This window comes from Hydrogenophaga sp. SL48 (genome assembly GCF_021729865.1).
In the GTDB taxonomy this organism is placed as follows: Bacteria; Pseudomonadota; Gammaproteobacteria; order Burkholderiales; family Burkholderiaceae_C; genus Hydrogenophaga.
In genome coordinates, this window is record NZ_CP063400.1 from 509,606 (window position 1) to 532,479 (window position 22,874).

Annotated in this window: 25 protein-coding genes; 19 read left to right on the forward strand and 6 right to left on the reverse strand. The window is 63.3% G+C overall.

All coding sequences use genetic code 11. The annotated features are described in order from the left end of the window. Position 1: 1 nt before the first annotated feature. The 19 genes from IM738_RS02415 to nagZ all read left to right on the forward strand — a co-directional run bounded on the left by IM738_RS02415 (position 2) and on the right by nagZ (position 17,467). A complete protein-coding gene (locus tag IM738_RS02415; protein ID WP_236964306.1) occupies positions 2 to 979 on the forward strand; it encodes a beta-ketoacyl-ACP synthase III in 978 nt (325 codons plus the stop codon). A 55-nt stretch (positions 980 to 1,034) separates the two neighbouring features. Then, positions 1,035 to 1,985, forward strand: coding sequence for an ACP S-malonyltransferase (fabD, locus tag IM738_RS02420; protein ID WP_236966444.1), 951 nt, complete (start codon positions 1,035 to 1,037; stop codon positions 1,983 to 1,985). Positions 1,986 to 1,999: 14 nt separating this feature from the next. Continuing rightward, entirely contained in the window at positions 2,000 to 2,761 is a 762-nt protein-coding gene (gene fabG / locus IM738_RS02425; RefSeq protein ID WP_236964307.1) for a 3-oxoacyl-ACP reductase FabG, read from the forward strand. A gap of 110 nt (positions 2,762 to 2,871) precedes the next feature. Next, the gene (acpP, locus tag IM738_RS02430) at positions 2,872 to 3,111 is read left to right on the forward strand and encodes an acyl carrier protein (protein WP_236964308.1); all 240 of its coding nucleotides are present in this window, start codon (positions 2,872 to 2,874) and stop codon (positions 3,109 to 3,111) included. A 7-nt stretch (positions 3,112 to 3,118) separates the two neighbouring features. After that, positions 3,119 to 4,363, forward strand: a complete 1,245-nt coding sequence (gene fabF, locus IM738_RS02435) for a beta-ketoacyl-ACP synthase II (protein ID WP_236964309.1) — start codon at positions 3,119 to 3,121, stop codon at positions 4,361 to 4,363. A gap of 39 nt (positions 4,364 to 4,402) precedes the next feature. Then, on the forward strand, positions 4,403 to 4,858 hold the full coding sequence (locus tag IM738_RS02440) for a hypothetical protein (RefSeq protein ID WP_236964310.1): 456 nt from the start codon (positions 4,403 to 4,405) through the stop codon (positions 4,856 to 4,858). Positions 4,859 to 4,912: 54 nt separating this feature from the next. Beyond that, the gene (rpoE, locus tag IM738_RS02445) at positions 4,913 to 5,557 is read left to right on the forward strand and encodes an RNA polymerase sigma factor RpoE (RefSeq protein WP_236964311.1); all 645 of its coding nucleotides are present in this window, start codon (positions 4,913 to 4,915) and stop codon (positions 5,555 to 5,557) included. A gap of 51 nt (positions 5,558 to 5,608) precedes the next feature. Next, positions 5,609 to 6,259, forward strand: a complete 651-nt coding sequence (locus IM738_RS02450) for a sigma-E factor negative regulatory protein (RefSeq protein ID WP_236964312.1) — start codon at positions 5,609 to 5,611, stop codon at positions 6,257 to 6,259. A 7-nt stretch (positions 6,260 to 6,266) separates the two neighbouring features. Then, a complete protein-coding gene (locus IM738_RS02455; protein WP_236964313.1) occupies positions 6,267 to 7,295 on the forward strand; it encodes a MucB/RseB C-terminal domain-containing protein in 1,029 nt (342 codons plus the stop codon). A gap of 137 nt (positions 7,296 to 7,432) precedes the next feature. Further along, on the forward strand, positions 7,433 to 8,848 hold the full coding sequence (locus IM738_RS02460) for a Do family serine endopeptidase (protein ID WP_236964314.1): 1,416 nt from the start codon (positions 7,433 to 7,435) through the stop codon (positions 8,846 to 8,848). A 522-nt stretch (positions 8,849 to 9,370) separates the two neighbouring features. After that, the gene (lepA, locus tag IM738_RS02465) at positions 9,371 to 11,179 is read left to right on the forward strand and encodes a translation elongation factor 4 (RefSeq protein ID WP_236964315.1); all 1,809 of its coding nucleotides are present in this window, start codon (positions 9,371 to 9,373) and stop codon (positions 11,177 to 11,179) included. Between the two features lie 11 nt (positions 11,180 to 11,190). Then, positions 11,191 to 12,159 (forward strand): signal peptidase I, encoded by a 969-nt coding sequence (lepB, locus tag IM738_RS02470; RefSeq protein WP_236966445.1) that lies wholly within the window; start codon positions 11,191 to 11,193, stop codon positions 12,157 to 12,159. Between the two features lie 27 nt (positions 12,160 to 12,186). Further along, complete coding sequence (locus tag IM738_RS02475; RefSeq protein ID WP_236964316.1) at positions 12,187 to 12,534, forward strand: DUF4845 domain-containing protein; 348 nt, start codon at positions 12,187 to 12,189, stop codon at positions 12,532 to 12,534. Between the two features lie 43 nt (positions 12,535 to 12,577). After that, positions 12,578 to 13,288, forward strand: coding sequence for a ribonuclease III (gene rnc, locus IM738_RS02480; RefSeq protein ID WP_236964317.1), 711 nt, complete (start codon positions 12,578 to 12,580; stop codon positions 13,286 to 13,288). Between the two features lie 34 nt (positions 13,289 to 13,322). Further along, positions 13,323 to 14,369, forward strand: coding sequence for a GTPase Era (era, locus tag IM738_RS02485; RefSeq protein ID WP_236964318.1), 1,047 nt, complete (start codon positions 13,323 to 13,325; stop codon positions 14,367 to 14,369). An 18-nt stretch (positions 14,370 to 14,387) separates the two neighbouring features. Further along, positions 14,388 to 15,188, forward strand: coding sequence for a DNA repair protein RecO (gene recO / locus IM738_RS02490; RefSeq protein WP_236964319.1), 801 nt, complete (start codon positions 14,388 to 14,390; stop codon positions 15,186 to 15,188). Further along, entirely contained in the window at positions 15,185 to 15,967 is a 783-nt protein-coding gene (locus tag IM738_RS02495; RefSeq protein ID WP_442908482.1) for a pyridoxine 5'-phosphate synthase, read from the forward strand. The genes recO and IM738_RS02495 overlap by 4 nt, the downstream gene beginning before the upstream one ends. A gap of 9 nt (positions 15,968 to 15,976) precedes the next feature. Next, positions 15,977 to 16,369 carry a holo-ACP synthase gene (gene acpS / locus IM738_RS02500; RefSeq protein ID WP_236964320.1) on the forward strand — a complete coding sequence of 131 codons (393 nt, stop codon included), beginning with the start codon at positions 15,977 to 15,979 and terminating at the stop codon, positions 16,367 to 16,369. Positions 16,370 to 16,375: 6 nt separating this feature from the next. Continuing rightward, positions 16,376 to 17,467, forward strand: a complete 1,092-nt coding sequence (nagZ, locus tag IM738_RS02505; RefSeq protein ID WP_236964321.1) for a beta-N-acetylhexosaminidase — start codon at positions 16,376 to 16,378, stop codon at positions 17,465 to 17,467. Positions 17,468 to 17,540: 73 nt separating this feature from the next. Here the strand turns inward: nagZ and IM738_RS02510 are convergent, their stop codons facing one another. The 6 genes from IM738_RS02510 to truA all read right to left on the reverse strand — a co-directional run bounded on the left by IM738_RS02510 (position 17,541) and on the right by truA (position 22,867). Next, positions 17,541 to 18,218: an LON peptidase substrate-binding domain-containing protein gene (locus IM738_RS02510; protein WP_236964322.1), complete on the reverse strand. Its 678-nt coding sequence runs from the start codon at positions 18,216 to 18,218 to the stop codon at positions 17,541 to 17,543. After that, the gene (gene accD / locus IM738_RS02515) at positions 18,215 to 19,093 is read right to left on the reverse strand and encodes an acetyl-CoA carboxylase, carboxyltransferase subunit beta (protein ID WP_236964323.1); all 879 of its coding nucleotides are present in this window, start codon (positions 19,091 to 19,093) and stop codon (positions 18,215 to 18,217) included. The genes IM738_RS02510 and accD overlap by 4 nt, the downstream gene beginning before the upstream one ends. A 51-nt stretch (positions 19,094 to 19,144) precedes the next feature. Beyond that, complete coding sequence (gene trpA, locus IM738_RS02520; RefSeq protein WP_236964324.1) at positions 19,145 to 19,954, reverse strand: tryptophan synthase subunit alpha; 810 nt, start codon at positions 19,952 to 19,954, stop codon at positions 19,145 to 19,147. Beyond that, the gene (trpB, locus tag IM738_RS02525) at positions 19,951 to 21,240 is read right to left on the reverse strand and encodes a tryptophan synthase subunit beta (RefSeq protein WP_236964325.1); all 1,290 of its coding nucleotides are present in this window, start codon (positions 21,238 to 21,240) and stop codon (positions 19,951 to 19,953) included. Before trpB ends, trpA begins: the two co-directional genes overlap by 4 nt. Positions 21,241 to 21,281: 41 nt before the next feature. After that, complete coding sequence (locus IM738_RS02530) at positions 21,282 to 21,959, reverse strand: phosphoribosylanthranilate isomerase (RefSeq protein WP_236964326.1); 678 nt, start codon at positions 21,957 to 21,959, stop codon at positions 21,282 to 21,284. A gap of 86 nt (positions 21,960 to 22,045) precedes the next feature. Next, a complete protein-coding gene (truA, locus tag IM738_RS02535; protein WP_236964327.1) occupies positions 22,046 to 22,867 on the reverse strand; it encodes a tRNA pseudouridine(38-40) synthase TruA in 822 nt (273 codons plus the stop codon). Between the last annotated feature and the right edge of the window lie 7 nt (positions 22,868 to 22,874).

Here is a 22,874-nt window from a genome sequence, read left to right on the forward strand (position 1 = left end):
CATGACACGTTTTGCCCGCATTTCCGGCACAGGCAGTTGCCTACCCCCCTTGCGACTCACCAATGCCGACATGGTGGCGCGGTTGGCCACGGCGGGCGTTGAAACCAGCGACGAATGGATCGTAGAGCGCACTGGCATTCGTGCACGTCATTTCGTTTCTGACGGTGTGTTCGCCAGTGACTTGGCGGCCGAAGCGTGCCGCAAAGCAATGGATGCAGCCGGTGTTTCGGCACAAGACATCGACCTGATCATCGTGGCCACGTCGACGCCTGACATGGTGTTTCCTTCGACCGCCGCCATCCTCCAGCACAAGCTGGGCATCGCTGGCTGCCCGGTGTTTGATGTGCAAGCGGTGTGCAGCGGCTTCATCTATGCGTTGACCGTGGCCGACGCGCTGATCCGCACCGGCAGTGCCAACAAAGCGCTGGTGGTCGGTTCAGAAGTGTTCTCTCGATTGCTCGATTTCAACGATCGCACCACGTGCGTGTTGTTCGGCGATGGATCCGGAGCGGTGGTGGTGGAGGCAAGCGACACGCCTGGCATTCTGGCTACCGATATCCATGCCGATGGAAAGCACGCCGGCATCCTCTGTGTGCCGGGTCATGTCTCCGGTGGCCGCATCCTGGGTGATCCATTGCTCAAAATGGACGGCCAGGCGGTGTTCAAGCTGGCGGTTGGCGTACTTGAAGACACTGCCCGGGCTGTGCTTGCCAAGGCGGGCAGGGTAGAGGCCGACATTGACTGGCTGATTCCACACCAGGCGAACATCCGCATCATGGCCAGCACCGCCCGAAAGCTCAAGTTGCCGATGGACAAGGTTGTGGTCACGGTCGATCAGCACGGCAACACCTCTGCCGCGTCCATTCCTCTGGCCCTTGATCACGCGGTGCGTCAGGGGCAGGTGCAAAAGGGTGACACCCTGATGCTCGAAGGTGTGGGCGGTGGGTTTACCTGGGGCTCGGTCTTGCTGGACTTCTGAGCAAAGTCGCGCGCTGCAGGATGCCTTCCCGTCAGATTCTTCGTTTGTACCGACCATGACTTTATTTGCATTTGTTTTTCCCGGCCAGGGATCCCAGTCCGTTGGCATGCTTGACGCCTGGGCGGACCACCCCGAGGTCGCTGAGACCCTGCGGGAGGCGTCCGATGCGCTGGGTGAGGATGTGGGTCGCTTGATCAAGGAGGGTCCCAAGGAAGCACTGGCCCTGACCACGAACACCCAGCCCGTGATGCTGATCGCAGGCGTGGCGGCATGGCGTGTGTGGCGTTCTGAAGGTGGTGCGCTGCCAGCCGTCGTCGCCGGTCATTCTTTGGGTGAATATTCAGCCTTGGTCGCCTCGGGTGTGTTGACGCTCGCGCAGGCGGCCCCGCTGGTGCGTTTCCGCGCCGCAGCCATGCAAGAGGCCGTGCCGGTAGGGACCGGGGCCATGGCCGCGATTCTCGGCATGTCTTCTGCCCAGGTGATCGCTGGCTGCGCGGAGGTGCAGGCGGCGATGGGAGCCGGGAGCATGGAGGTGGTCGAGGCCGTCAACTTCAATGACCCGATGCAGACGGTCATCGCTGGCAGCAAAGCAGCCGTTGAGAAGGCTTGCGAAGTGCTCAAGGCCACTGGTGCCAAGCGTGCATTGCCGCTGCCGGTGTCGGCACCCTTCCATTCGAGCCTCATGAAACCCGCAGCCGAGAAACTCAAGCTGCGGTTGGCCGACACGGCGTTTGCCGCGCCGCAGATTCCGGTGCTCAACAACATCGATGTGGCGGTGGAAACCAATGCGTTGCGCATACAGGATGCGCTGTATCGGCAGGCGTTCGGCCCGGTTCGCTGGGTGGAGTGTGTGAGCGCCATGAAAGCGCGGGGCGTGTCCACCCTGGTTGAATGTGGTCCTGGCAAGGTGCTCGCCGGCATGGTCAAGCGCATTGACGCCGACATGAGCGGTGTCGCCTTGTTCGATCCGGCCACGCTGGCCGATGTGAAAACCTTGCTGGCCTGATCGAGGGAACGACAATGTCTGAAATCAAATTTGCGGGGCAAGTGGCCTTGGTGACAGGTGCTTCACGCGGGATTGGCGCGGCCATCGCCCTGGAGCTCGCCGCGCGCGGCCTGATCGTGGTCGGTACCGCCACCACCAAAGAGGGCGCTGCCAAAATCAGCTCGGCATTGGCCTCTGTGCCAGGTGTTGCAGCGGGTTCCCAAGGCGCAACACTGAACGTCAATGACGCTGGCGCGGTGGACGCCCTGATCGATGAGATCACCAAGACCCACGGGGGGCTTCAGGTGTTGGTGAACAACGCAGGCATCACCCGCGACATGCTGGCCATGCGGCTGAAGGATGACGATTGGGATGCGGTGCTCGACACCAACCTCAAAGCTGTGTTTCGCCTGAGCCGCGCGGTCATCCGCCCCATGATGAAGCAGCGCTATGGGCGCATCATCAGCATCACGAGCGTGGTGGGGGCGTCCGGCAATGCTGGGCAGGCGAACTATGCCGCTGCGAAGGCCGGGGTGGCGGGCATGACGCGCGCCTTGGCGCGCGAGCTGGGCAGCCGCAACATCACGGTGAACTGCGTGGCGCCCGGCTTCATCGAAACCGACATGACCGCCGCCCTGCCGGAAGAGCAGCAGAAAGCCTTGCTGGGCCAAATTCCGCTCGGGCACCTCGGCAAACCGGCAGACATTGCCCATGCCGTGTCCTACCTGGCCAGCCCGCAGGCAGCCTACGTCACGGGTCAGGAACTGCATGTCAATGGTGGCATGTTCATGTCCTGAAAATCCTTGCTTTTCTTCCGCCGATGAGCCGTCCGGCGGGCCGCCTAGGGGCACCTCTCTAGCCCGGCTAAAATGATGGCCTTGTCATCCAACCACCCTCAGAGGGACTTATGAGCGATATCGAAGCACGTGTAAAAAAAATCATTGCCGAACAACTCGGCGTGGAAGAAGGTCAGGTCACCCCTGAGAAGGCTTTCGTGGCCGACTTGGGCGCAGACTCCCTTGACACGGTGGAACTGGTGATGGCGCTGGAAGACGAGTTCGGCATCGAGATCCCGGACGAAGACGCCGAGAAGATCACCACGGTCAAAAACGCCATCGATTACGCGATGACGCACCAGAAGGCCTGATCCGTCCATGAGCCGTCGTCGCGTTGTCGTGACCGGCCTGGGTTGTATCAGCCCCGTGGGCAACACGGTGGCTGAAGCTTGGGCCAACCTTCTTGCCGGTCAGTCTGGCATCGACCTCATCACCAAGTTTGATGCCTCGGGCTTCAACTGCCATTTCGGGGGTGAGGTCAAAGGGTTCAATGTGGAGTCGTACATGACCTCGAAAGAGGCCCGTGCGATGGACACTTTCATTCATTTTGGTATTGCTGCGGCGGTTCAGGCGGTCGCTGACTCCGGGCTTCGCACTGGCGATGCTTTGGGAGACGAAGAGGCGACCCGAATAGGGTGCAACATCGGTTCCGGTATTGGCGGCTTGCCTTTGATCGAAGCCACGCACGCTGAGTTGGTCAGTCGTGGACCGCGTCGCATTTCCCCATTTTTTGTGCCTGCGTCGATCATCAACATGATTTCAGGTCATGTGTCGATCAAGTTCGGCTTCAAAGGACCCAACATTGCCGTGGTCACGGCGTGTACCACCGGTTTGCATGCCATCGGCCTGTCGGCCCGCATGATTGAGTACGGCGATGCTGACGTGATGGTGGCTGGCGGTTCTGAGTCCACCGTATCGCCTCTTGGACTGGGTGGTTTTGCTGCCGCACGAGCTTTGTCCACGCGCAATGACGATCCCAAGACCGCGTCCCGACCCTGGGACAAGGACAGGGATGGTTTTGTGTTGGGGGAAGGCGCTGGCGTCGTGGTGCTCGAAGAGTACGAACATGCCAAAGCGCGTGGCGCCAAGATCTACGCTGAGTTGGTGGGCTTTGGCATGAGCGCCGATGCGTACCACATGACCGCACCCAATGAAGATGGTCCCCGGCGTTCGATGGTGCAGGCCTTGAAAAATGCTGGCATCAACGCCGATCAGATCGACTACCTGAATGCGCATGGCACGTCCACTCCGCTGGGCGATTTGAACGAGACCAACGCCATCAAGGCAGCGCTGGGTGATCACGCCAAGAAAACGGTGGTGAACTCGACCAAGTCCATGACCGGGCACCTGCTCGGGGGAGCGGGCGGCATCGAGAGTGTTTTCACGGTGATGGCCCTGCACGAACAGAAGAGCCCGCCCACCATCAACATCTTCAACCAGGACCCTGAGTGCGACCTGGACTATTGCGCCAACACCGCGCGAGACATGAAGATCGATGTGGCCATCAAGAACAACTTCGGGTTTGGCGGCACCAACGGCACCCTGGTTTTCAAGCGCATCTGATCCGAAGCGCATCGATTTCCAGCCCGTTTTTCGCAGAGCATGCGCAGCGCCCCATCGGTCATGTACCCGGTGGGGCGTTGTTCCTTTTATGCCGGACTGCTGCTTGCTTCGGGCAGTATGGGCCTCTTGGTGGTGGCTTGGGGTGCGCGCATGGGGCCGTCTTGGAGCGTGGCTTTCGGCGTGTTGCTCTGGATGCTGTGGGGCGCTATCGCAGTCGTGAGTTGGCGTCATTCGCCCGTCGGGCGTTTGCAATGGGACGCGCTGGCGGCACCTGTTGATGACCTTTTGGCGCGTGAAGGGGCCTGGCTGTGGCACAGCACGGCCTACCAGGATGGCGTGGTCTTGCTGCGGGTGGAGCCGGTGCAGGATTTTCAGCGGTGGATGCTGCTCCGGTTGCACAACCCGGAGGGTGCTCGAACCTGGGTCTGGGTGGCGCGGGCGAGCGACCCGCAACGCTGGGACGACCTTCGTCGCGCGGTGGTGGCCCATGGGTGACTCCTTTGCAGTCCGGTGCTTGGGGTATATTCCCGCGGCCCGACCTACCGCTGCATGACCACTCCCGACGACCACACAGCCCCTCCCCCACCGGACAGCGATGTCATGCTGGTGCAGCGCACGCTGGCGGGTGAACAAAAGGCCTTTGAGATGCTGGTGGTCAAGTACCAGCGACGGGTCGAGCGCCTGATCGGGCGCATGGTGCGTGACAGCGACCTGGTACAGGACATTGCTCAGGAGACCTTCATCCGTGCCTATCGCGCGCTGGCCCAGTTCCGTGGTGACGCGCAGTTCTACACGTGGCTCTACCGCATTGCGGTGAACACGGCCAAGAAGCAGTTGATGGAACTCAAACGCGACCCACTGGTGTTTCAGTCGCAGATGAAATCGGCCGATGACGATGAAACTTCTGGGTTCGAACGCGAACTAAACAGCAACGTGGCCGATACCGAGACACCCGAGGCGGTGTTGGCCAGCAAGGAAATCGCCGAGGCCGTGAACGCGGTCATGGACGGGTTGCCCGAAGAGTTGCGCATGGCGATCACTTTGCGAGAAATTGAGGGTTTGAGCTATGAAGAAATTGCACAGACGCTGGACTGCCCGATCGGAACAGTGCGTTCCCGGATCTTCCGGGCGCGCGAGGCCATATCGAACCGAATCAAGCCCATGCTGGACCATCAGTCAGGCAAGCGGTGGTAGTCAAGGCCTTCGCGAACTTTGCTCATCAGATCACCGCACCGGAACGTTTCCATGAACGCAGCACACAACCATCATCAACCGGCGGGGCCCTGCACAGCTTCGGTCCAGGCTCGGGGTTCGATGATGTCCGCCTTTGTCGACAACGAACTTTCGCCCTCCGAGCTGGATGCTTTGCTGGAGGACTACGCAGATGAAGCGGATGCCCGCGCCAACTGGCAGGCTTACCACCTGATCGGTGATGTGTTGCGTGGCTCATCAGGCAGCACGGTGTCCGCGCGACCCGCGCCAGAGTTCGTGGCAGCGGTTTGTGAGCGACTTCGCGCAGAACCGGTTGCCCAAGCGCCGTTGTCGACGCCGTTGCCTCACGTCCGTGGTCAGGCGGCGAACGACAGTGTGTTCCGTTGGAAGCTGGTCGCGGGTGTGGCTTCGTTGGCCGCCGTGGTGGCAGTGAGTTGGACGCTGATCGGTGGCTCAGGGGCACAGCCCACCAGTGCCGGATCACAGCTGGCCTTGACCTCTGGAACTTCGGCTCAGCCTCAGGCCGATGCGGTGGTCGTGCAGACGGCCCAGGGTCAGGTGTTGCGCGACGTTCGACTGGAAGAGTTGCTGGCCGAGCATCGCCAGTATGGCGGCATGTCCGCGCTGCAGATGCCCGCGGGGTTCTTGCGGAATGCCACTTACGATGCTGCACCCCAGCGCTGAAGCCGCCATGTCCATGGTGCTGTCTTGGGGCTCCCTCGGAGGGGTTGGCTGGCGACGGTGGTCTGCCGTGGGCGTGTTGGCGCTTGGCATGTGGCAGCCGGTGCAGGCGCAAACCAGCGTCGTGGCGCCCTCGCGCAGCGTCACTGAATGGCTCACCCGCATGCACGAGGCCTCCAGGCAACGTGCTTACACGGGGACGCTCGTGGTTTCTACGGGCTCGACCATGTCGGCCTCTCGCGTGTGGCACATCTGTGATGGAACGCAGCAAATGGAGCGCGTGGACACCCTGACGGGAGCACCACGCTCGACCATTCGACACAACAGCGATGTCATCACCTTTGTGCCAGAAACCAAAACCGCATGGGTCGACAAACGCGAATCATTGGGGGTGTTTCCCGAGCTGCTGCGCACGCCCAGCAATTCGATCCCTGAGTTCTACAGCGTCCGCGAAAACAGCCCGGAACGTGTGGCAGGTCATCTGGCTGACGTGGTGGATATCGTGCCGCGCGACAACATGCGTTTTGGCTACCGCATCTGGGCCGAGAAGAAGACAGGCCTGGTGGTGAAACTGCAAACCGTGGGAGAGCAGGACGCCGTGCTGGAGCAGGTGGCGTTCACCGAGTTGCAGCTGGATGCCCCTGTTCGGATGGACAAGCTCAAACGGCTCATGGGTGACACCAAAGGGTACGACGTGCACAAGCTGGTCTTGAAGAAGACCACACCGGAGGCCGAGGGCTGGAGACTCAAGGATCCCGTGCCCGGGTTTCAATCCATGAGCTGCCACACCCGTGAAATCGGTGGATCACCCGTGCCAGGGGCCGCTCCCATGCAGTGGGTGTTTTCGGACGGCCTGGCTTCTGTGTCGCTGTTCGTCGAGCCGTTTGACGCCCAGCGCCACGGCGTTGAGAAAACCGCTGTGACGGGCGCCACGCACTCCCTCACCCGCCGCGTCGGTGCGCACTGGTTGACCGCACTGGGTGAGGTGCCTCCCGCGACCCTGAAGCGGTTTGCGATGTCGCTTGAGCGCACTCGCTGAGACGCCCGAAATCGTTTTATCTCCGCGCAGGGGTCGTGGGATCTCTGCGTGAATACTGGCCTTTGAAGAGGATGAACATGAACCCTGCACCCTTGCGGCACCGCCGCGCCCCACAGGCTTTTCTGACTGCGGTGGTCATGGCAGCTTTCGCTGGCACGTTGTCGATGTTGCCGGTGCCTGTAGTGGCCGAGTCGGTGCGAGGGTTGCCAGACTTCACCGAACTGGTGGAGCAGGTGGGGCCGTCTGTGGTCAACATTCGGACACTGGAACGATCGAGTGCTGAAGCGGGCTCGGGCAATGCCGACGAGCAGATGCTGGAGTTTTTCAAGCGCTTCGGCATTCCGGTGCCACCGGGCGTCACACCGCGTGGGCCGCGCCAGGAGCGCAACCCCAACGAAGAGGCCCAGCCCCGGGGCGTGGGGTCGGGTTTCATTCTCAGCACCGATGGCCTGATCATGACGAACGCTCACGTGGTGGACGGAGCCGACGAACTGGTGGTCACCTTGCCCGACAAGCGCGAGTTCAAGGCGCGCGTGGTCGGCGCGGACAAGCGCACCGACGTGGCCGTGGTGAAGATCGAGGCCAATGGACTGAGTGCGGTCAGGATCGGTGACGTGAGTCGCCTGAAGGTGGGCGAATGGGTCATGGCCATCGGCTCCCCGTTCGGTTTGGAGAACACCGTGACCGCCGGCATCGTGAGCGCCAAGAAGCGCGACACCGGTGACTTTCTGCCCTTCATCCAGACCGACGTGGCCATCAATCCGGGCAACTCGGGTGGGCCGTTGATCAACATGCGCGGTGAGGTGGTGGGCATCAACAGCCAGATCTATTCCCGATCGGGTGGGTTCCAGGGCATCTCCTTCGCGATTCCGATCGATGAGGCGGTGCGCGTGTCCGACCAGTTGCGCTCCAGCGGCCGAGTGACGCGCGGGCGCATCGGTGTGCAGATCGACCAGGTCAGCAAAGAGGTTGCCGAGTCGCTCGGTCTCGGTCAACCCAAGGGCGCGTTTGTGCGTGGGGTGGAGCCCAATTCGCCAGCAGCGAAGGCGGGGCTGGAGCCGGGCGACATCATTCTCAAATTCGATGGGCGCGATATCGAAAAGTCGGTGGACCTGCCTCGCCTGGTGGGCAACACGCGCCCAGGCAGCAAGAGTTCGGTGACGGTGTTCCGGCGCGGCAGTCAGCGAGAGCTGTCCATCACCGTGGTGGAGCTGGAGCCCGAGCGCGCCGAGCGCAAGCCAACCGCACCGGAGAAACCACCGGCGGCGTCTGGCGCCGTGCCTTCGTTGGGCCTGACGCTGGCCGATCTCAGTGCCGCTCAGAAGAAGGAGATCAATGTCAAAGGTGGCGTGCGGGTGGAAACCGCTGAAGGCGTGTCTGCGCGCGCGGGCCTTCGAGAAGGCGATGTGATCGTCGCGGTGGCCAACACCGAAGTCGGGAGCGTCAAGGAGCTGGAGGCAGTGCTCGCCCGTCTGGACAAATCGAAGCCGATCAATGTGCTGTTCCGACGGGGAGACTGGGCGCAATACGCCGTGATACGCCCTCAGCGCTGAACATTTCGAAAAGCTCGAAATCACCCCAGCAAGCGTGAATAACCCCTTGTCTTGATTGGGATTGGTGGCTGTTTTTATGTGGTGACTGATTTACCACAGCCTGGCGTCGGAGGCGTTGCCACCGTCCAGCGGCTTAAAAAGTTGGTGAACGCTTACAGCGCATTTCGGGCTGTTGACCGAATTGGATAAAATCTCTTGGTTTTGGATGCTATTGCGGTGGCAAAAGCCCTTCACGGTTCACCATGTGGGAGCTGCTTCGGCTGCCGGGTATCCATCCACAGCTGGTTCACATGTCACCCCGTTTTCCTGTGAATTTGCTGTGGATAAGTTGCGCGTTGCTGCATTGCAACAAGTGACTGCGAGCGGTTCCAGGGTGTGCATCCCGGGCTTTTTGCCTACAATGAAACCCCAACTATCGCAGTTGCCATTGATTGTTGGTTACGGGCGCGTCAACACCTGACGCGCCCTTTTTTATGGTCGCCCACGGGTGGCGCCCTCCTTGTGTTCCCTGGCGTTTTCTTGATGAATCACATCCGCAATTTTTCGATCATTGCCCACATCGATCACGGCAAGTCCACGCTCGCTGATCGCATCATTTCGCGCTGTGGGGGCCTGTCTGACCGTGAGATGAGCGAGCAGGTGCTTGACTCGATGGACATCGAGAAAGAGCGCGGCATCACCATCAAGGCACAGACCGCAGCCCTCAAGTACAAGGCGCGTGATGGGCAGGTCTACAACCTCAACCTGATTGATACACCCGGGCACGTCGACTTCTCGTATGAGGTGAGTCGCTCGCTCTCGGCATGTGAGGGCGCGTTGCTGGTTGTGGATGCCAGCCAGGGCGTCGAAGCGCAGACGGTGGCCAACTGCTACACCGCGCTCGACCTGGGTGTGGAGGTGGTGCCGGTGCTCAACAAGATGGACCTGCCCAATGCCGATCCCGACAATGCCAAGATCGAGATCGAAGACGTGATCGGCATCGACGCCACAGACGCCATCCCCTGCTCGGCCAAGACCGGCATGGGTGTGGAGGACATTCTTGAAGCGGTCGTGGCGCGCATCCCGGCGCCCAAGGGTGATCCCGACGCACCGCTGCGGGCCATGATCGTGGACAGCTGGTACGACGCCTATGTGGGTGTGGTGATGCTGGTGCGAGTGGTCGACGGCCATTTGCGCAAGGGCGAACGCTTCAAGATGATGGCGACCAACACGGTCTACAACGCCGACAACCTCGGAGTGTTCACGCCGGCCAACGAGTCACGCGAATCGCTTGAAGCGGGCGAGGTAGGGTTCATCATCGCCGGCATCAAGGAACTTCAGGCGGCCAAGGTGGGCGACACCATCACGCTGGAAAAGAAGCTGCCCAACAACCTGGGCCCCGCCACCGACGCGTTGCCGGGTTTCAAAGAAGTGCAGCCGCAGGTGTTTGCCGGCCTGTACCCGACCGAGGCGAGCGAATACGACGCCCTGCGTGATGCGCTGGAAAAACTCAAGCTCAACGATGCCGCGCTGCACTACGAACCCGAGGTGTCTCAGGCGCTGGGCTTTGGCTTCCGTTGCGGCTTTCTCGGCTTGCTGCACATGGAGATCGTGCAGGAACGGCTGGAGCGCGAGTTCGACCAGGACCTGATCACCACCGCGCCGAGCGTGGTGTACCAGGTGGTCAAGCCCGATGGCGAGGTGATCATGGTCGAGAACCCGTCCAAGATGCCCGACCAGGGCAGGCTGGAAGAGATCCGCGAGCCCATCGTGACGGTGCACCTCTACATGCCGCAGGAATACGTCGGTGCGGTCATGACGCTGGCCAACCAGAAGCGCGGCATGCAGCTCAACATGGCCTATCACGGCAAGCAGGTCATGCTGACCTACGACATGCCGCTGGGCGAGATCGTGCTCGACTTTTTCGACAAACTCAAATCGGTGAGCCGTGGCTACGCCTCCATGGACTACGAGTTCAAGGAGTACCGCGCGGCCGATGTGGTGAAGGTGGACATCCTGCTCAACGGTGAGAAGGTCGATGCCCTGTCCATCATCGTGCACCGCTCGCAATCGCAATACCGGGGCCGTGCCGTGGTTGCCAAGATGCGCGAGATCATCAGCCGCCAGATGTTCGATGTGGCGATCCAGGCCGCCATTGGTGGCAATGTGATCGCCCGCGAGACCATCAAGGCGCTGCGCAAGAACGTGCTGGCAAAATGCTACGGCGGCGACATCAGCCGCAAACGCAAACTCCTTGAAAAACAGAAAGCGGGCAAGAAGCGCATGAAACAGATCGGTTCGGTTGAAGTGCCTCAAGAGGCCTTTCTTGCCATCTTGCAGGTGGATGACTGATGCAATCCACGATGAGCGCGATCACCGCCGTGGTCCTGGCGGCATTTGCCGCATACGCCGCTGCTTTCTTCTTTGGCTTGGTTGAAGGCAACTTTGCGTTGCTGTTGATGGTGGCCACCGCCATCACAGGGCTGTACTGGCTGGCCGAACGATTTTTCTTCCTGCCGCAGCGGCGTCGCGAAGCGCAGCAACTGCTGGACTCGCAAAGCGAGCGCTCTGCCGCCCTGGCGCGACAAGGCTTCGCACAAGCCGGTGCGCAGGACATCGCGTCGGCCCACCAGAAGTTGTTGATGCAGCCGTGGTGGCTGGACTGGACTGCGGGCCTGTTTCCGGTGATCTTGGCGGTGTTCGTGCTGCGCAGCTTCCTGTTTGAGCCGTTCAAGATCCCGTCGGGCTCCATGATTCCCACCTTGCGGGTGGGCGACCTGATCCTGGTGAACAAGTTCCACTATGGCGTGCGGTTGCCGGTGTTCAACAACAAGGTGCTGGCCAACAACGAGCCCCAACGCGGCGATGTGATGGTGTTTCGTTATCCGCCGCAGCCCAGCCTGGACTACATCAAACGGGTGATTGGTGTGCCGGGTGACGAGGTGGCCTACCTCAACAAGCGCCTGACCATCAACGGGCAGCCGGTGCAGCGCAGCAACCAGCCCGACTTCTTCGACGGCGAGCAGATGCGCTACACCAAGCAGTTTGGTGAACAACTGGAAAACCGGCGCTACAACACCCTGAACGACGACATGCGGTCATCGTTTGTGTCGCCCATCGCGGACTTCCCGTTCCGTGATCAATGCCGGTATCCGGCGGACGGCGTGGTGTGCAAAGTGCCCCCGGGCCACTATTTCATGATGGGCGACAATCGGGATAATTCCCTCGATTCCCGCTTCTGGGGCTTTGTGCCTGAGGCCAACATCGTGGGCAAGGCGTTTTTTGTCTGGATGAACTTTGGCGACCTGGGACGCATTGGTTCGTTTGATTGAACGTGGCAACTTCTGGAGGATGACGGCATGAAATTGAAGCAACAGCAACGCGGCATGACGTTTTTGGGCTTGCTGATCGTGGGCATCTTGCTCGCCTTTGCGGGGGTGACCTTGGCACGCATGGTGCCCACTTACATCGAGTTTCTGGCGGTGCAGAAGGCGGTCCAGAAAGCGTCCGCCGGTACCACGGTGGCCGAAGTCCGAGGATTGTTCGACAAGGCCGCGCAGATCGACGACATCACGAGCATCTCTGGCAAGGACCTGGAAGTGGGCAAGCAGGGCGACCGCGTGGTGGTCTCCTTCAATTACACCCGTGAGATGCCCCTGATGGGACCGGCTTACCTGGTGATGAAATACGCGGGTTCATCGGAGTGAGGCATTCGACGTTGATGGCATTGCGCATGCGGTGCTGCGGCCTTTGAGCCCGGAGTTGTTGGCGCTGCAGAAGCGCCTGGGGCACGAGTTTGCCAATCCGCGATTGCTGGAGCGTGCGCTGACGCACCGCAGTTTTTCGTCCGACCACTATGAGCGCCTGGAGTTTCTGGGTGATTCGGTGCTGAATCTGGCCGTCTCGGGCCTCTTGTTCGAAAAACTCAGCCAGCTGCCCGAGGGCGATCTGTCGCGTGTGCGCGCCAACCTGGTCAAACAGGACACCCTGTTCCAGATCGCGTCTGTCCTGGGTCTGGCGGGCTGTCTGCGCCTGGGCGACGGCGAGAAGCGCTCGGGGGGGCACAAGCGACCGTCGATCCTGGCCGATGCGCTGGAAGCGGTGATCGGCGCCGTGTACCTGGACGCCGGTTTCGACACCGCCAACGCCCTGGTGCGACGTCTGTACAGTGGTCTCGAACTCAATGCCCAGATGAGCGCCATGGGCAAAGACCCCAAGACCGAATTGCAGGAGTGGCTGCAGGCGCGCAAAATGAAGCTGCCGGTCTACCGCGTGGTGGCCACGCTCGGTGAAGCGCACAAGCAGACCTTTGATGTGGAATGCACCGTGACCGAGACGGGCCACAGCGAACGCGGTATCGGTGCCTCGCGCCGGGCGGGCGAGCAAGCTGCCGCCGCCGCCATGTTGCAGCACCTCACCGCTGGTGCCGCCCATGGCCGTGCCACCCCTTCTGCAGCCTGAACCGCTGTCTTCTTCGCCCCGATGTCCCGAACCCATGCCCCGCTCTAAAAAAAATCCGCCCACCGAGACCCTTCCTGCCGCCAATACAGAGCTGGATGCGATGTTGGCGCGAGCCTTGGGCAAAGGCGATGCGCCTCCTGAAACCGGTACCGACGCGGATGACGCTGTTGAAGATGCCGCGCCTGAGCCCGTGGACCTGGCGCAGCAACGTTGCGGTTTTGTCGCCATCGTTGGCAAACCCAACGTGGGCAAGTCGACCCTGCTGAATGCCCTGGTCGGCCAGAAGATCAGCATCACCTCGCGCAAGGCGCAGACCACGCGCCACCGCATCACCGGCTACCGCACCCAGGGTGCCAGTCAGTTCGTGTTTGTGGACACGCCCGGTTTCCAGACCCGCCATGGCAACGCACTCAACCGCTCGCTCAACAAGACCGTGCTGGGTGCGGTGAACGACGTCGATCTGATCCTTTTTGTGGTCGAGGCTGGGCAGTTCAATCAGGCCGATGCCAAGGTGCTGGACCTGTTGCCGGCGAACGTGCCCGCTGTGCTGCTGGCCAACAAGTTCGATCTGGTGCACCGCCGTGGTGACCTGGCGCCGTGGCTGGCTTCCATGCAGGCCAAACACGCGTTCGCCGAGTTCGTGCCGATGTCGGCCAAGAACACACGCGATGTTCAACGCCTGTTTGGCATCTGCGAAAAATACCTGCCGTTGCAGCCCTGGATGCACGATCCGGAAGAGCTCACCGACCGCAGCGAGCGTTTCATGGCCAGCGAGATGGTGCGCGAAAAACTCTTCCGCCTGACGGGTGACGAGTTGCCTTACACCTCGACTGTGATCATCGACAAGTTCGAGCAGGAGGGCCAGCTCAAGCGCATCGCAGCCACCATCGTGGTAGAGCGCGATGGTCACAAAGGCATGGTGATCGGTGACAAGGGCGAGAAGCTCAAGCGCATCGGCACCGAAGCGCGGCAGGAGCTGGAGAAGCTCTGGGATTGCAAGGTGTTCCTGGAGCTGTGGGTGAAGGTGCGCTCGGGCTGGGCCGACGACGATGCGCGCGTGCGCTCGTTTGGCTACGAGTGACACGCCCCTGAGCGAACCATGGCCACGCGCCGGTTTTCTGAAGAGCCCGCATTCGTCCTGCACCGCTACGACTGGAGCGAGTCCAGCCTGATCCTGGAGGTGTTTGCCCGCCACCACGGCCGCATTGCGCTGGTGGCCAAAGGGGTGAAGAGGCCCACCTCCCAGTTCCGCCCGGTTTTGCTGCCGTTGCAGCCGCTGCACCTGAGCTGGGGTGGCGACGCCGAGGTGCGCACGCTCAAGGCGGCGCAGTGGCAAGGGGGTCATGTCATGCCCACCGGCGAGGCGCTGCTGTCGGGCAGCTACTTGAACGAACTGCTGATGCGCCTGCTGGCCCGCGACGATCCGCACGCCAGCCTGTACGACCACTACGCGCTGGCGGTGCAACTGCTGGCCGAGCGGGCCGATGCCCAGCAGCTGATCCTGCGGTCATTTGAGTTGCTGCTGTTGCGCGACATCGGCTTGCTGCCCGACCTGGCAACCGAAGGCAACACGCTGGCCGTCTTGCAGGATGAGCTGCCCTATGTGCTGGGTCCCGAAAGTGGTCTGCGTGCGGCCCATGCCGATGACGGGCATGTGCTGTCGGGCGAGCAGTGGCGGTCGCTGCAGACGGCCATGAACGAGGCCGACCCCTTCATCGCCACGCTGCGCGCCTGCGCGGGCTGCCAGCAGGCCCTGCAGCCTCAGCTGCGCCACCTGCTGCACTACCATTGCGGCGTTCGGGTGTTCAAGACACGCCAGTTGATGCTGGACATGCAGGCCATGAGCCGCCCGCGCGTGGCGCCCGAACCCAGCCCAACCCACCTCCAGGCTTTGTCATGACCATGGCCCCTTCCCGATCCCACCGCACCGCGTTGTCCGTCAACCTCAACAAGGTGGCGCTGGTGCGCAACACGCGGCACCTGGGCATTCCTTCCGTCACGCGCGCGGCCACGCTGTGCCTGCAGGCCGGGGCGCGCGGCATCACCGTGCACCCGCGGCCCGATGAGCGCCACATCCGGCACCACGACGTGCTTGACCTGGCCGAGCTGCTGCAAGCCTGGCCCGACCGCGAATACAACATCGAGGGCAACCCGTTCCACAACCTGATGGACGTGGCCCGAGCGGTCCAGGCGCGTGGTCTGCCGCTGCACCAGCTGACCCTGGTGCCCGACAGCGAAGGCCAGTTCACCAGCGACCACGGATGGAGCTTTCCGCAGGACGCCGATCGCCTGCGCCCGCTGATCGCCGAAGCCCATGCGCTGGGCGTGCGCGTGAGCCTGTTCATGGACGCCGAGCCCGACCAGATGGCCGGCGCCAAGGCCGTGGGCGCCGACCGCGTGGAGCTCTACACCGAGCCCTATGCCGCCGCCTGGCACACACCCCAGCGGGGTGCGCAGCTGGAACGTTTTCGCGCCGCCGCGCAGGCCGCGCTGGACGCGGGCCTGGGCGTGAACGCCGGACACGACCTGAACCGCGACAACCTCACCGCGTTCCTGCGCACCGTGCCCGGTGTGAGCGAGGTGTCGATTGGCCACGCGCTGATCGCCGATGCGCTGGAGCTGGGTTACAGCGCCACCATCGCTGACTACAACCGCTGCATCGCCGACGCGTTCGCCTAGAACCGCCACATGATCTACGGCATCGGCACCGACATCTGCGACATCCGCCGTGTGGAGGCCACCTGGCAGCGCCAGGGCGAACGCTTCGTGCGCAAAGTGCTGACCGATGCCGAATTCGCGGTCTGGCAATCCCGCAGCGCCCGCTGGCCACAGCGCGGTTTGCGCTACCTGGCCACCCGTTTTTCGGCCAAGGAAGCGTTCTCCAAGGCCATCGGGATGGGCATGCGCATGCCCATGACCTGGCGAAGCTGCGAGATCACCAACCTGCCCAGCGGCCAGCCCGTCATCGTGCTGCACGGTGAACTCAAGGACTGGTTCGAAGCGAAGGGCTTGCGCGCACTGGTGACCGTGACCGACGAAACCGACTACGCCGCCAGCTTCGTGGTGGTCGAGAAAGACTGAGCAAACATGCACCCACACGCCCCCCTCATCATCGACGTCGCCGGCCACAGCCTCACCACCGACGAACGCCGACGCCTGGCCCATCCACTGGTGGGGGGGGTGATCCTGTTTGCCCGCAACTGGCAAGACCGCGCCCAGCTGACCCGGCTGTGCCGCCAGATCAAGGCCGTGCGGCCCGATCTGCTGATCTCGGTGGACCACGAGGGCGGTCGCGTGCAGCGCTTCCGCACGGATGGCTTCACCCACCTGCCTCCGATGGCCGCGCTGGGAACCTTGTGGATGCAGGCGCCCCGCAAGGGTGAGATGGAGGGTGCCCCGGCCTTGCGCGCCACCAATGCCGCCGCCGCCGCCGGGTACGTGCTGGGCGCCGAGTTGCGCGCCTGTGGCGTGGACCTGAGCTTCACCCCGGTGCTCGATCTGGATTTCGGTGAAAGCTCGGTGATCGGTGACCGCGCCTTCGCGCGCGATCCGCGCGTGGTCACGCTGCTGGCGCAGGCGCTGATGCTCGGCCTGCAGCAAAGCGGCATGGGCAACTGCGGCAAACACTTCCCCGGCCACGGTTTTGTGAAGGCCGACTCGCACCTGGCGATTCCGGTGGACCGGCGCAGCCTCCAGGCCATCCTCGCCGAAGACGCGGCGCCCTACGGTTGGCTCTCCAGCAGCCTGCGGGCGGTGATGCCGGCGCACGTGATCTACCCCAAGGTGGACCCGCAACCCGCCGGCTTCTCGAAGCGCTGGTTGCAGGACGTGTTGCGCCACCAGCTGGGCTTCACCGGCGCCATCTTCAGCGACGACCTGAGCATGGAGGCGGCGCGCCACATCGACGGGCGCGATGTGAGCTTCGCCGAGGCCGCGCTGGCGGCGCTCAACGCGGGGGGCGACATGGTGGTGTTGTGCAACCAGTCGGTGGTGGAGGGCGGCGCGCCGATCGATGCCGCCATCGAAGACCTCTCCAAAGCCGTGATCGAAGGGCGCTGGCAGCCCCATCCCGCCAGCGAAGAGCGCCGTCTGGCGCTGCTGCCGAGCGCCGCGGGGATGGACTGGGACACGCTGATGGTCAGCGAGCGCTACATGCGGGCGCTGGAGTTGATTCCCTGACCCGTACCTGCGGTGCCTTCCTCCTCAAGGGGGCGCCGCCGCGCCGCAGCGGAGCCCCGGAACGCCAAGAGACCTACCGCTCGACGCCCAGCTTGTCGAGCAGATCCGAGATCAGTTCGAGCCGCAGCAGCGGGTTGTCGAGCGTCATCAGCCGGTGCTTGAGCTCGGCTGGCGCGGGCAGGAACTCGGCCCAGCGGTTGGCGACCCAGCCGCTGTCGTCCCAGTGGTAGGGCGGTTGCAGGGGCAGTTCGTTCATGCCTTCGGGTTCGCGTTCCCTCAGGTTGTTCAGCAGGCGCTGCAGCGCGTCACGGGTGCTCGCCAGATCGACCGGTACCGGCACCACCGGCTCCGCTTCGTCCAGCACCACGTCGCCCACCCACAGGCCGTGGGGCAGCTGGTGGCTGGCGGTCACGTGAAAGCGCTGCAGACCCCGGCAGTGGATCACCATCAACCCTGGCTGTGGCCGTTCCAGCTGCTCGATGCGGGCCAGGGTGCCAGCAGGGAAGAAGGCCTCATGGGCGAATCCGTCGCCACCAGGCGGTGCATCGGGGTCGATGCGGCGCACTTCGCTGCCTTCGTGCAGGCACACCACGCCAAAGGGCGCCCCCGCCTTGTGGCAGCGGCTGATCATGTCCAGGTAACGCACCTCGAAGATGCGCAACGGCATCCAGCCGCCGGGGAACAGGACGGTCTGAAGCGGGAACAGGGGCAACTGGGTCAGCGTGAGGGGCGCCGACGGAACATCGCTCAATCGGCCACCACCGCGTCAGCGCTCTGGCGCTGCAGCATTGCCAGTGTGCTGGCCACGGTGTTGCGCAGCTCGCGCCGGTCGCAGATGAAGTCCACCGCGCCTTTGGTGATCAGGAATTCGGCGCGCTGGAAGCCTTCGGGCAGCTTCACGCGCACGGTGTTCTCGATCACGCGCGGGCCTGCGAAACCGATCAGCGCCTTGGGCTCGGCGATCACCACGTCGCCCACGAAGGCGAATCCAGCCGACACGCCACCCATGGTGGGGTCGGTCAGCACGCTGATGTAGGGCAACCCCTTCTTGGCCAGGCGGGTGAGGGACGCGTTGGTCTTGGCCATCTGCATGAGCGAGAGCAGGCCTTCCTGCATGCGCGCGCCACCGGTGGCGGTGAAGCAGAGGAAAGGCACCTTCTGCGCGATGGCCTCTTCGACACCGCGCACGAAGCGTTCGCCAACCACCGAGCCCATGGAGCCACCCATGAAGTCGAACTCAAAACAGGCGACCACGAGGCTCATGCCTTGCACGGCCCCGCCCATGACGATCAGCGCGTCGGTCTCGCCCGTGTTCTCCAGCGCTTCCTTGAGACGCTCGGGGTACTTGCGGCTGTCCTTGAACTTCAGGGCGTCGACCGGCAGCACCTCTTGCGCGAGCTCGTAACGGCCTTCTGCGTCGAGGAACGCGTTGAGGCGTGCACGCGCGCCGATGCGGTGGTGGTGGCTGCAGTGCGGGCAGACGTTCTGGTTCTTCTCCAGATCGGTCTTGTAGAGCACCGCCTCACAACTGGGGCACTTGATCCACAGGCCCTCGGGCACGCTGCGGCGCTCGGTCGGGTCGGTGTGGGTGATCTTGGGCGGTAACAGTTTTTCGAGCCAGGACATGCGGGTCTCCTAGGAGGGGCCGGGCCTCGGTGGGCCGGCGAAGAAGCAGGATTATGCGTCGAGTGCTTTTCGGATGGTGCGCAGGAAATGGGCCGCGACCGTCACCACCTTTTCGTGCGGCTCGTTCTCGATCAGCTGGATGATCTTGCTGCCGATCACCACCGCGTCGGCCGCCTTGCCGATGGCCTTGGCGGTCTCCGCATCGCGGATGCCAAAGCCCACACCGACCGGCACGTTCACGTGCGCGCGGATGCGTGGCAGCATGGCCTCGACCTGGCCGACGTCCAGCGTGCCCGCGCCTGTCACGCCCTTCAGCGACACGTAGTACACGTAGCCGCTGGCCACCCGCGCCACCTGCGCCATGCGCTCGTCGGTGGAGGTGGGTGCCAGCAGGAAGATCAGGTCCATATGGGCGGCACGCAGAGCGGCGGCGAACTCTTCGCACTCTTCGGGCGGGTAGTCCACCACCAGCACGCCGTCCACACCCGCCGCCGAGGCGTCGCGAACGAAGCTGCCCGTGCCGTGTTTCTGGTCGTAGCGCTCGATCGGGTTGGCGTAGCCCATCAACACCACCGGCGTGGTGGCGTTGCGCTGGCGGAATGTTTTGACCATCTCGATCACCTGGGACAAGCCAATGCCCAGCGCCAGTGCGCGGTCGCCAGCCTTCTGGATCACCGGGCCGTCGGCCGACGGGTCGGAGAATGGCACGCCCAGCTCAATCACGTCGGCGCCAGACTCCACCATGCCGTGCATGAGGTCGGGCGTGATGTCGGCGTAGGGGAAGCCAGCGGTGACGAAGGGGATCAGGGCCTTGCGGCCTTGCGCCTGGAGGTCGGTGAAGGTTTTTTCAATGCGGCTCATTTGGTCACCTTGATGGTGGCGGTCTCCATGCCGCCTTTGACCGACTGCCCACGGCAGCTTGGTCGGCAATAAAAATCGGCATTTGACAGGTCGGCCACGGTGCCGATGTCCTTGTCGCCACGCCCCGAGAGGTTGACCAGAATGGACTGGTCTGGCCGCATGGTTTTGGCCAGCTTCATGGCGTAGGCTACGGCGTGGCTGGACTCGAGCGCGGGAATGATGCCCTCGGTGCGGCACAGGTAGTGGAAGGCCTCCAGTGCCTCGGCGTCGGTGATGCCCACGTACTCGGCGCGGCCGATGTCTTTCAGGAACGCATGTTCCGGCCCGACGCCGGGGTAGTCGAGGCCGGCACTCACGCTGTGGGTCTCGGTAACCTGACCGTTGTCGTCCTGCAGCACGTAGGTGCGGTTGCCGTGCAACACGCCGGGGCTGCCTTTCTGCAGCGAGGCCGAGTGTTTGCCGCTCTCCAGTCCTTCGCCCGCAGCTTCCACGCCGATCAGGCGCGTGGCGGCGTGGTCGATGTACGGGTAGAAGATGCCCATGGCGTTGCTGCCGCCGCCCACGCAGGCGACCACCACGTCGGGCTGCTCGCTGTGGCAGCCAGCGGTCTTGAGCATCTCGGGCATCTGCACCAGGCACTCTTCGCCGATCACGCTCTGGAAATCGCGCACCATCATCGGGTAAGGGTGCGGGCCGGCCACGGTGCCGATGATGTAGAAGGTGTTGTCCACGTTGGCGACCCAGTCGCGCATGGCTTCATTGAGCGCGTCCTTCAGCGTCTTGCTGCCGCTTTCCACCGGCACCACGGTCGCACCCAGCAGCTTCATGCGGTAGACGTTGGGGCTCTGGCGTTTCACGTCCTCGCTGCCCATGTAGACCACGCATTCCAGGCCGTAGCGGGCGCAGATGGTGGCGGTGGCCACACCGTGCTGGCCGGCGCCGGTCTCGGCGATCACGCGTGGTTTGCCCATGCGCTTGGCGAGCATCGCCTGGCCGATGGTGTTGTTGACCTTGTGGGCGCCGGTGTGGTTGAGGTCTTCGCGCTTCAGGAAAATCTGCGCGCCGCCTTGCTCGCGGCTCATGCGCGCGGCGTGGTAGACCGGAGAAGGGCGGCCCACGAAGTGCGCGAGTTCGCTCTTGAATTCGGCGAGGAACTCGGGGTCGTGCTGGTATTTCGCGTAGGCGGTTTTGAGCTCGTTGATGGCGTGCGTGAGCGTCTCGCTCACGAAACTGCCACCATAGATGCCGAAGTGGCCGCGGGCGTCGGGTTGCTGGTAGGTGTCCATGGGTTTCTCGGTGCTATGGCCCGAGCGACCCGGAAACGGGTTCAGCTCGGACGGGATAAGAGGACGTCTGCCGCGCGAACGGCGGCAACGAATGCGTGGATCTTGTCGGCGTCCTTGATGCCTTTCGACACCTCGACGCCGGAACTCACGTCAACGGCCCAGGGCCGTACGCGGCAGATGCCATCGGTCACGTTTGCAGGCGTGAGTCCACCAGACAAAACGAGGCGAGAGCTGGCGTTTAGAAGCGGATGTGACCAAGGGAAAGCGTTCCAGTCGAAGGATTGACCTCCACCGCCAAAACCCTCGACATGGGCGTCGAGCAACACGGCCTGGGCAGCGGCAAAGTCCAGCGCGTATTTTAGGAGATCAAAGCCCGCCCCGGCGGAGCCGGTGGGTATGCGCGCCGCGCGCAGGAACGGGCGGCCCATCGCCGTGCAGTCGGCGGGCGTTTCGTCACCGTGGAACTGCAGCAGGGCGTTGGGTATGGCCTGCGCGCCTTGTGCGATGAATTCCGGGCTGGCGTTCACAAACAGCAGCACCGGCGTGACAAACGCTGGCAGGCCCCTGGCCAGCTCGCCCGCGCGCTCGGGTGACACGAAGCGGGGACTCTGTGGGTAGAGCACAAAGCCGACGGCGTCCGCACCGGCCTGCACGGCCGCGTTCACGTCGGCCTCGCGCGTGAGGCCACAGATCTTGATACGGGTTCGAAGAGGTTTCATCGGCGAAAGTGGCTGGACACCGCGGAACCGGCTCTGCCGCGCCGCCGGGGTCGCCCCCTGCGGGGTGACCCCGGCGGCGCGGGGGGCTAAGGCAACCAGTCGAAAGCGGGGGTGCGGGTGGGCAGGCCAAAGGCCTTATCGTAGACCGGTCCCAGAAAGTACAGGCCATCGGGTGAAAACGTGGGCGCTGCGGCATCGCGGCTTCTGGCGGCGAGCACCTCGGTCATCCAGGTCGCTGGGTACTTGCCGCTGCCGATGGCGACCAGACAGCCCATGATGTTGCGGATCATGTGGTGCAGAAAGGCCGATGCTTCGAACTCGAAACGCCAATAGGCGCCACGCCGGGAAATGTCGATGCGTGACATGCGTTTGACGGGGCTGTGGGCCTGACAGGACGATGCCCGGAACGAAGTGAAATCGTGTTCGCCCAGCAGCACCTGGACCGCCTGTTGCATGGCATCCTGATTCAGCGGGCGAAACACCCAGCCCACACGACCAGCATCGACACTGGGGCGCACCGGGGACTCCAGCAGCACGTAGGCGTAGCGTCTGGACAGGGCGCTGGCCCTCGCGTGGAAGCTTGCCGGCACCTGTCGCGCCCATTGCACCGAAATGTCGGGAGGCAGAAACCGGTTGGTTCCACGGACCCAGGCGTTGTCCGGGCGCTCGACCAGGCTGTCGAAATGCACCACCTGCATCAGGCCATGAACGCCCGAATCGGTCCGACCTGCGCACAGCGTTTGAATCGGGCCCCGCGCCGTGAACTGGGCCAGCGCCTGCTCCAGCCTGTCTTGCACGGTCAGGCCGCTGAGCTGGCTTTGCCAGCCTTCATAGGCGCCACCGTGGTAGCTCACGCCCAACGCGAGGCGCTGGGTGCCCGAAGGGCCGGCGATCTGGGGCGATGACAAGTGATGT

Coding starts and splice junctions, on each gene's coding strand:
- accD (WP_236964323.1), bottom strand. CDS start 19,093: ATGTCCTGGCTCGAAAAACTGTTACCGCCCAAGATCACCCACACCGAC.
- recO (WP_236964319.1), top strand. CDS start 14,388: ATGGCCACGCGCCGGTTTTCTGAAGAGCCCGCATTCGTCCTGCACCGC.
- IM738_RS02495 (WP_442908482.1), top strand. CDS start 15,185: ATGACCATGGCCCCTTCCCGATCCCACCGCACCGCGTTGTCCGTCAAC.
- era (WP_236964318.1), top strand. CDS start 13,323: ATGCCCCGCTCTAAAAAAAATCCGCCCACCGAGACCCTTCCTGCCGCC.
- IM738_RS02455 (WP_236964313.1), top strand. CDS start 6,267: ATGTCCATGGTGCTGTCTTGGGGCTCCCTCGGAGGGGTTGGCTGGCGA.
- trpB (WP_236964325.1), bottom strand. CDS start 21,240: ATGGACACCTACCAGCAACCCGACGCCCGCGGCCACTTCGGCATCTAT.
- fabG (WP_236964307.1), top strand. CDS start 2,000: ATGTCTGAAATCAAATTTGCGGGGCAAGTGGCCTTGGTGACAGGTGCT.
- acpP (WP_236964308.1), top strand. CDS start 2,872: ATGAGCGATATCGAAGCACGTGTAAAAAAAATCATTGCCGAACAACTC.
- IM738_RS02440 (WP_236964310.1), top strand. CDS start 4,403: ATGCGCAGCGCCCCATCGGTCATGTACCCGGTGGGGCGTTGTTCCTTT.
- lepB (WP_236966445.1), top strand. CDS start 11,191: ATGAGCGCGATCACCGCCGTGGTCCTGGCGGCATTTGCCGCATACGCC.
- lepA (WP_236964315.1), top strand. CDS start 9,371: ATGAATCACATCCGCAATTTTTCGATCATTGCCCACATCGATCACGGC.
- IM738_RS02475 (WP_236964316.1), top strand. CDS start 12,187: ATGAAATTGAAGCAACAGCAACGCGGCATGACGTTTTTGGGCTTGCTG.
- nagZ (WP_236964321.1), top strand. CDS start 16,376: ATGCACCCACACGCCCCCCTCATCATCGACGTCGCCGGCCACAGCCTC.
- acpS (WP_236964320.1), top strand. CDS start 15,977: ATGATCTACGGCATCGGCACCGACATCTGCGACATCCGCCGTGTGGAG.
- fabD (WP_236966444.1), top strand. CDS start 1,035: ATGACTTTATTTGCATTTGTTTTTCCCGGCCAGGGATCCCAGTCCGTT.
- rpoE (WP_236964311.1), top strand. CDS start 4,913: ATGACCACTCCCGACGACCACACAGCCCCTCCCCCACCGGACAGCGAT.
- trpA (WP_236964324.1), bottom strand. CDS start 19,954: ATGAGCCGCATTGAAAAAACCTTCACCGACCTCCAGGCGCAAGGCCGC.
- fabF (WP_236964309.1), top strand. CDS start 3,119: ATGAGCCGTCGTCGCGTTGTCGTGACCGGCCTGGGTTGTATCAGCCCC.
- IM738_RS02530 (WP_236964326.1), bottom strand. CDS start 21,959: ATGAAACCTCTTCGAACCCGTATCAAGATCTGTGGCCTCACGCGCGAG.
- IM738_RS02415 (WP_236964306.1), top strand. CDS start 2: ATGACACGTTTTGCCCGCATTTCCGGCACAGGCAGTTGCCTACCCCCC.
- IM738_RS02450 (WP_236964312.1), top strand. CDS start 5,609: ATGAACGCAGCACACAACCATCATCAACCGGCGGGGCCCTGCACAGCT.
- IM738_RS02460 (WP_236964314.1), top strand. CDS start 7,433: ATGGCAGCTTTCGCTGGCACGTTGTCGATGTTGCCGGTGCCTGTAGTG.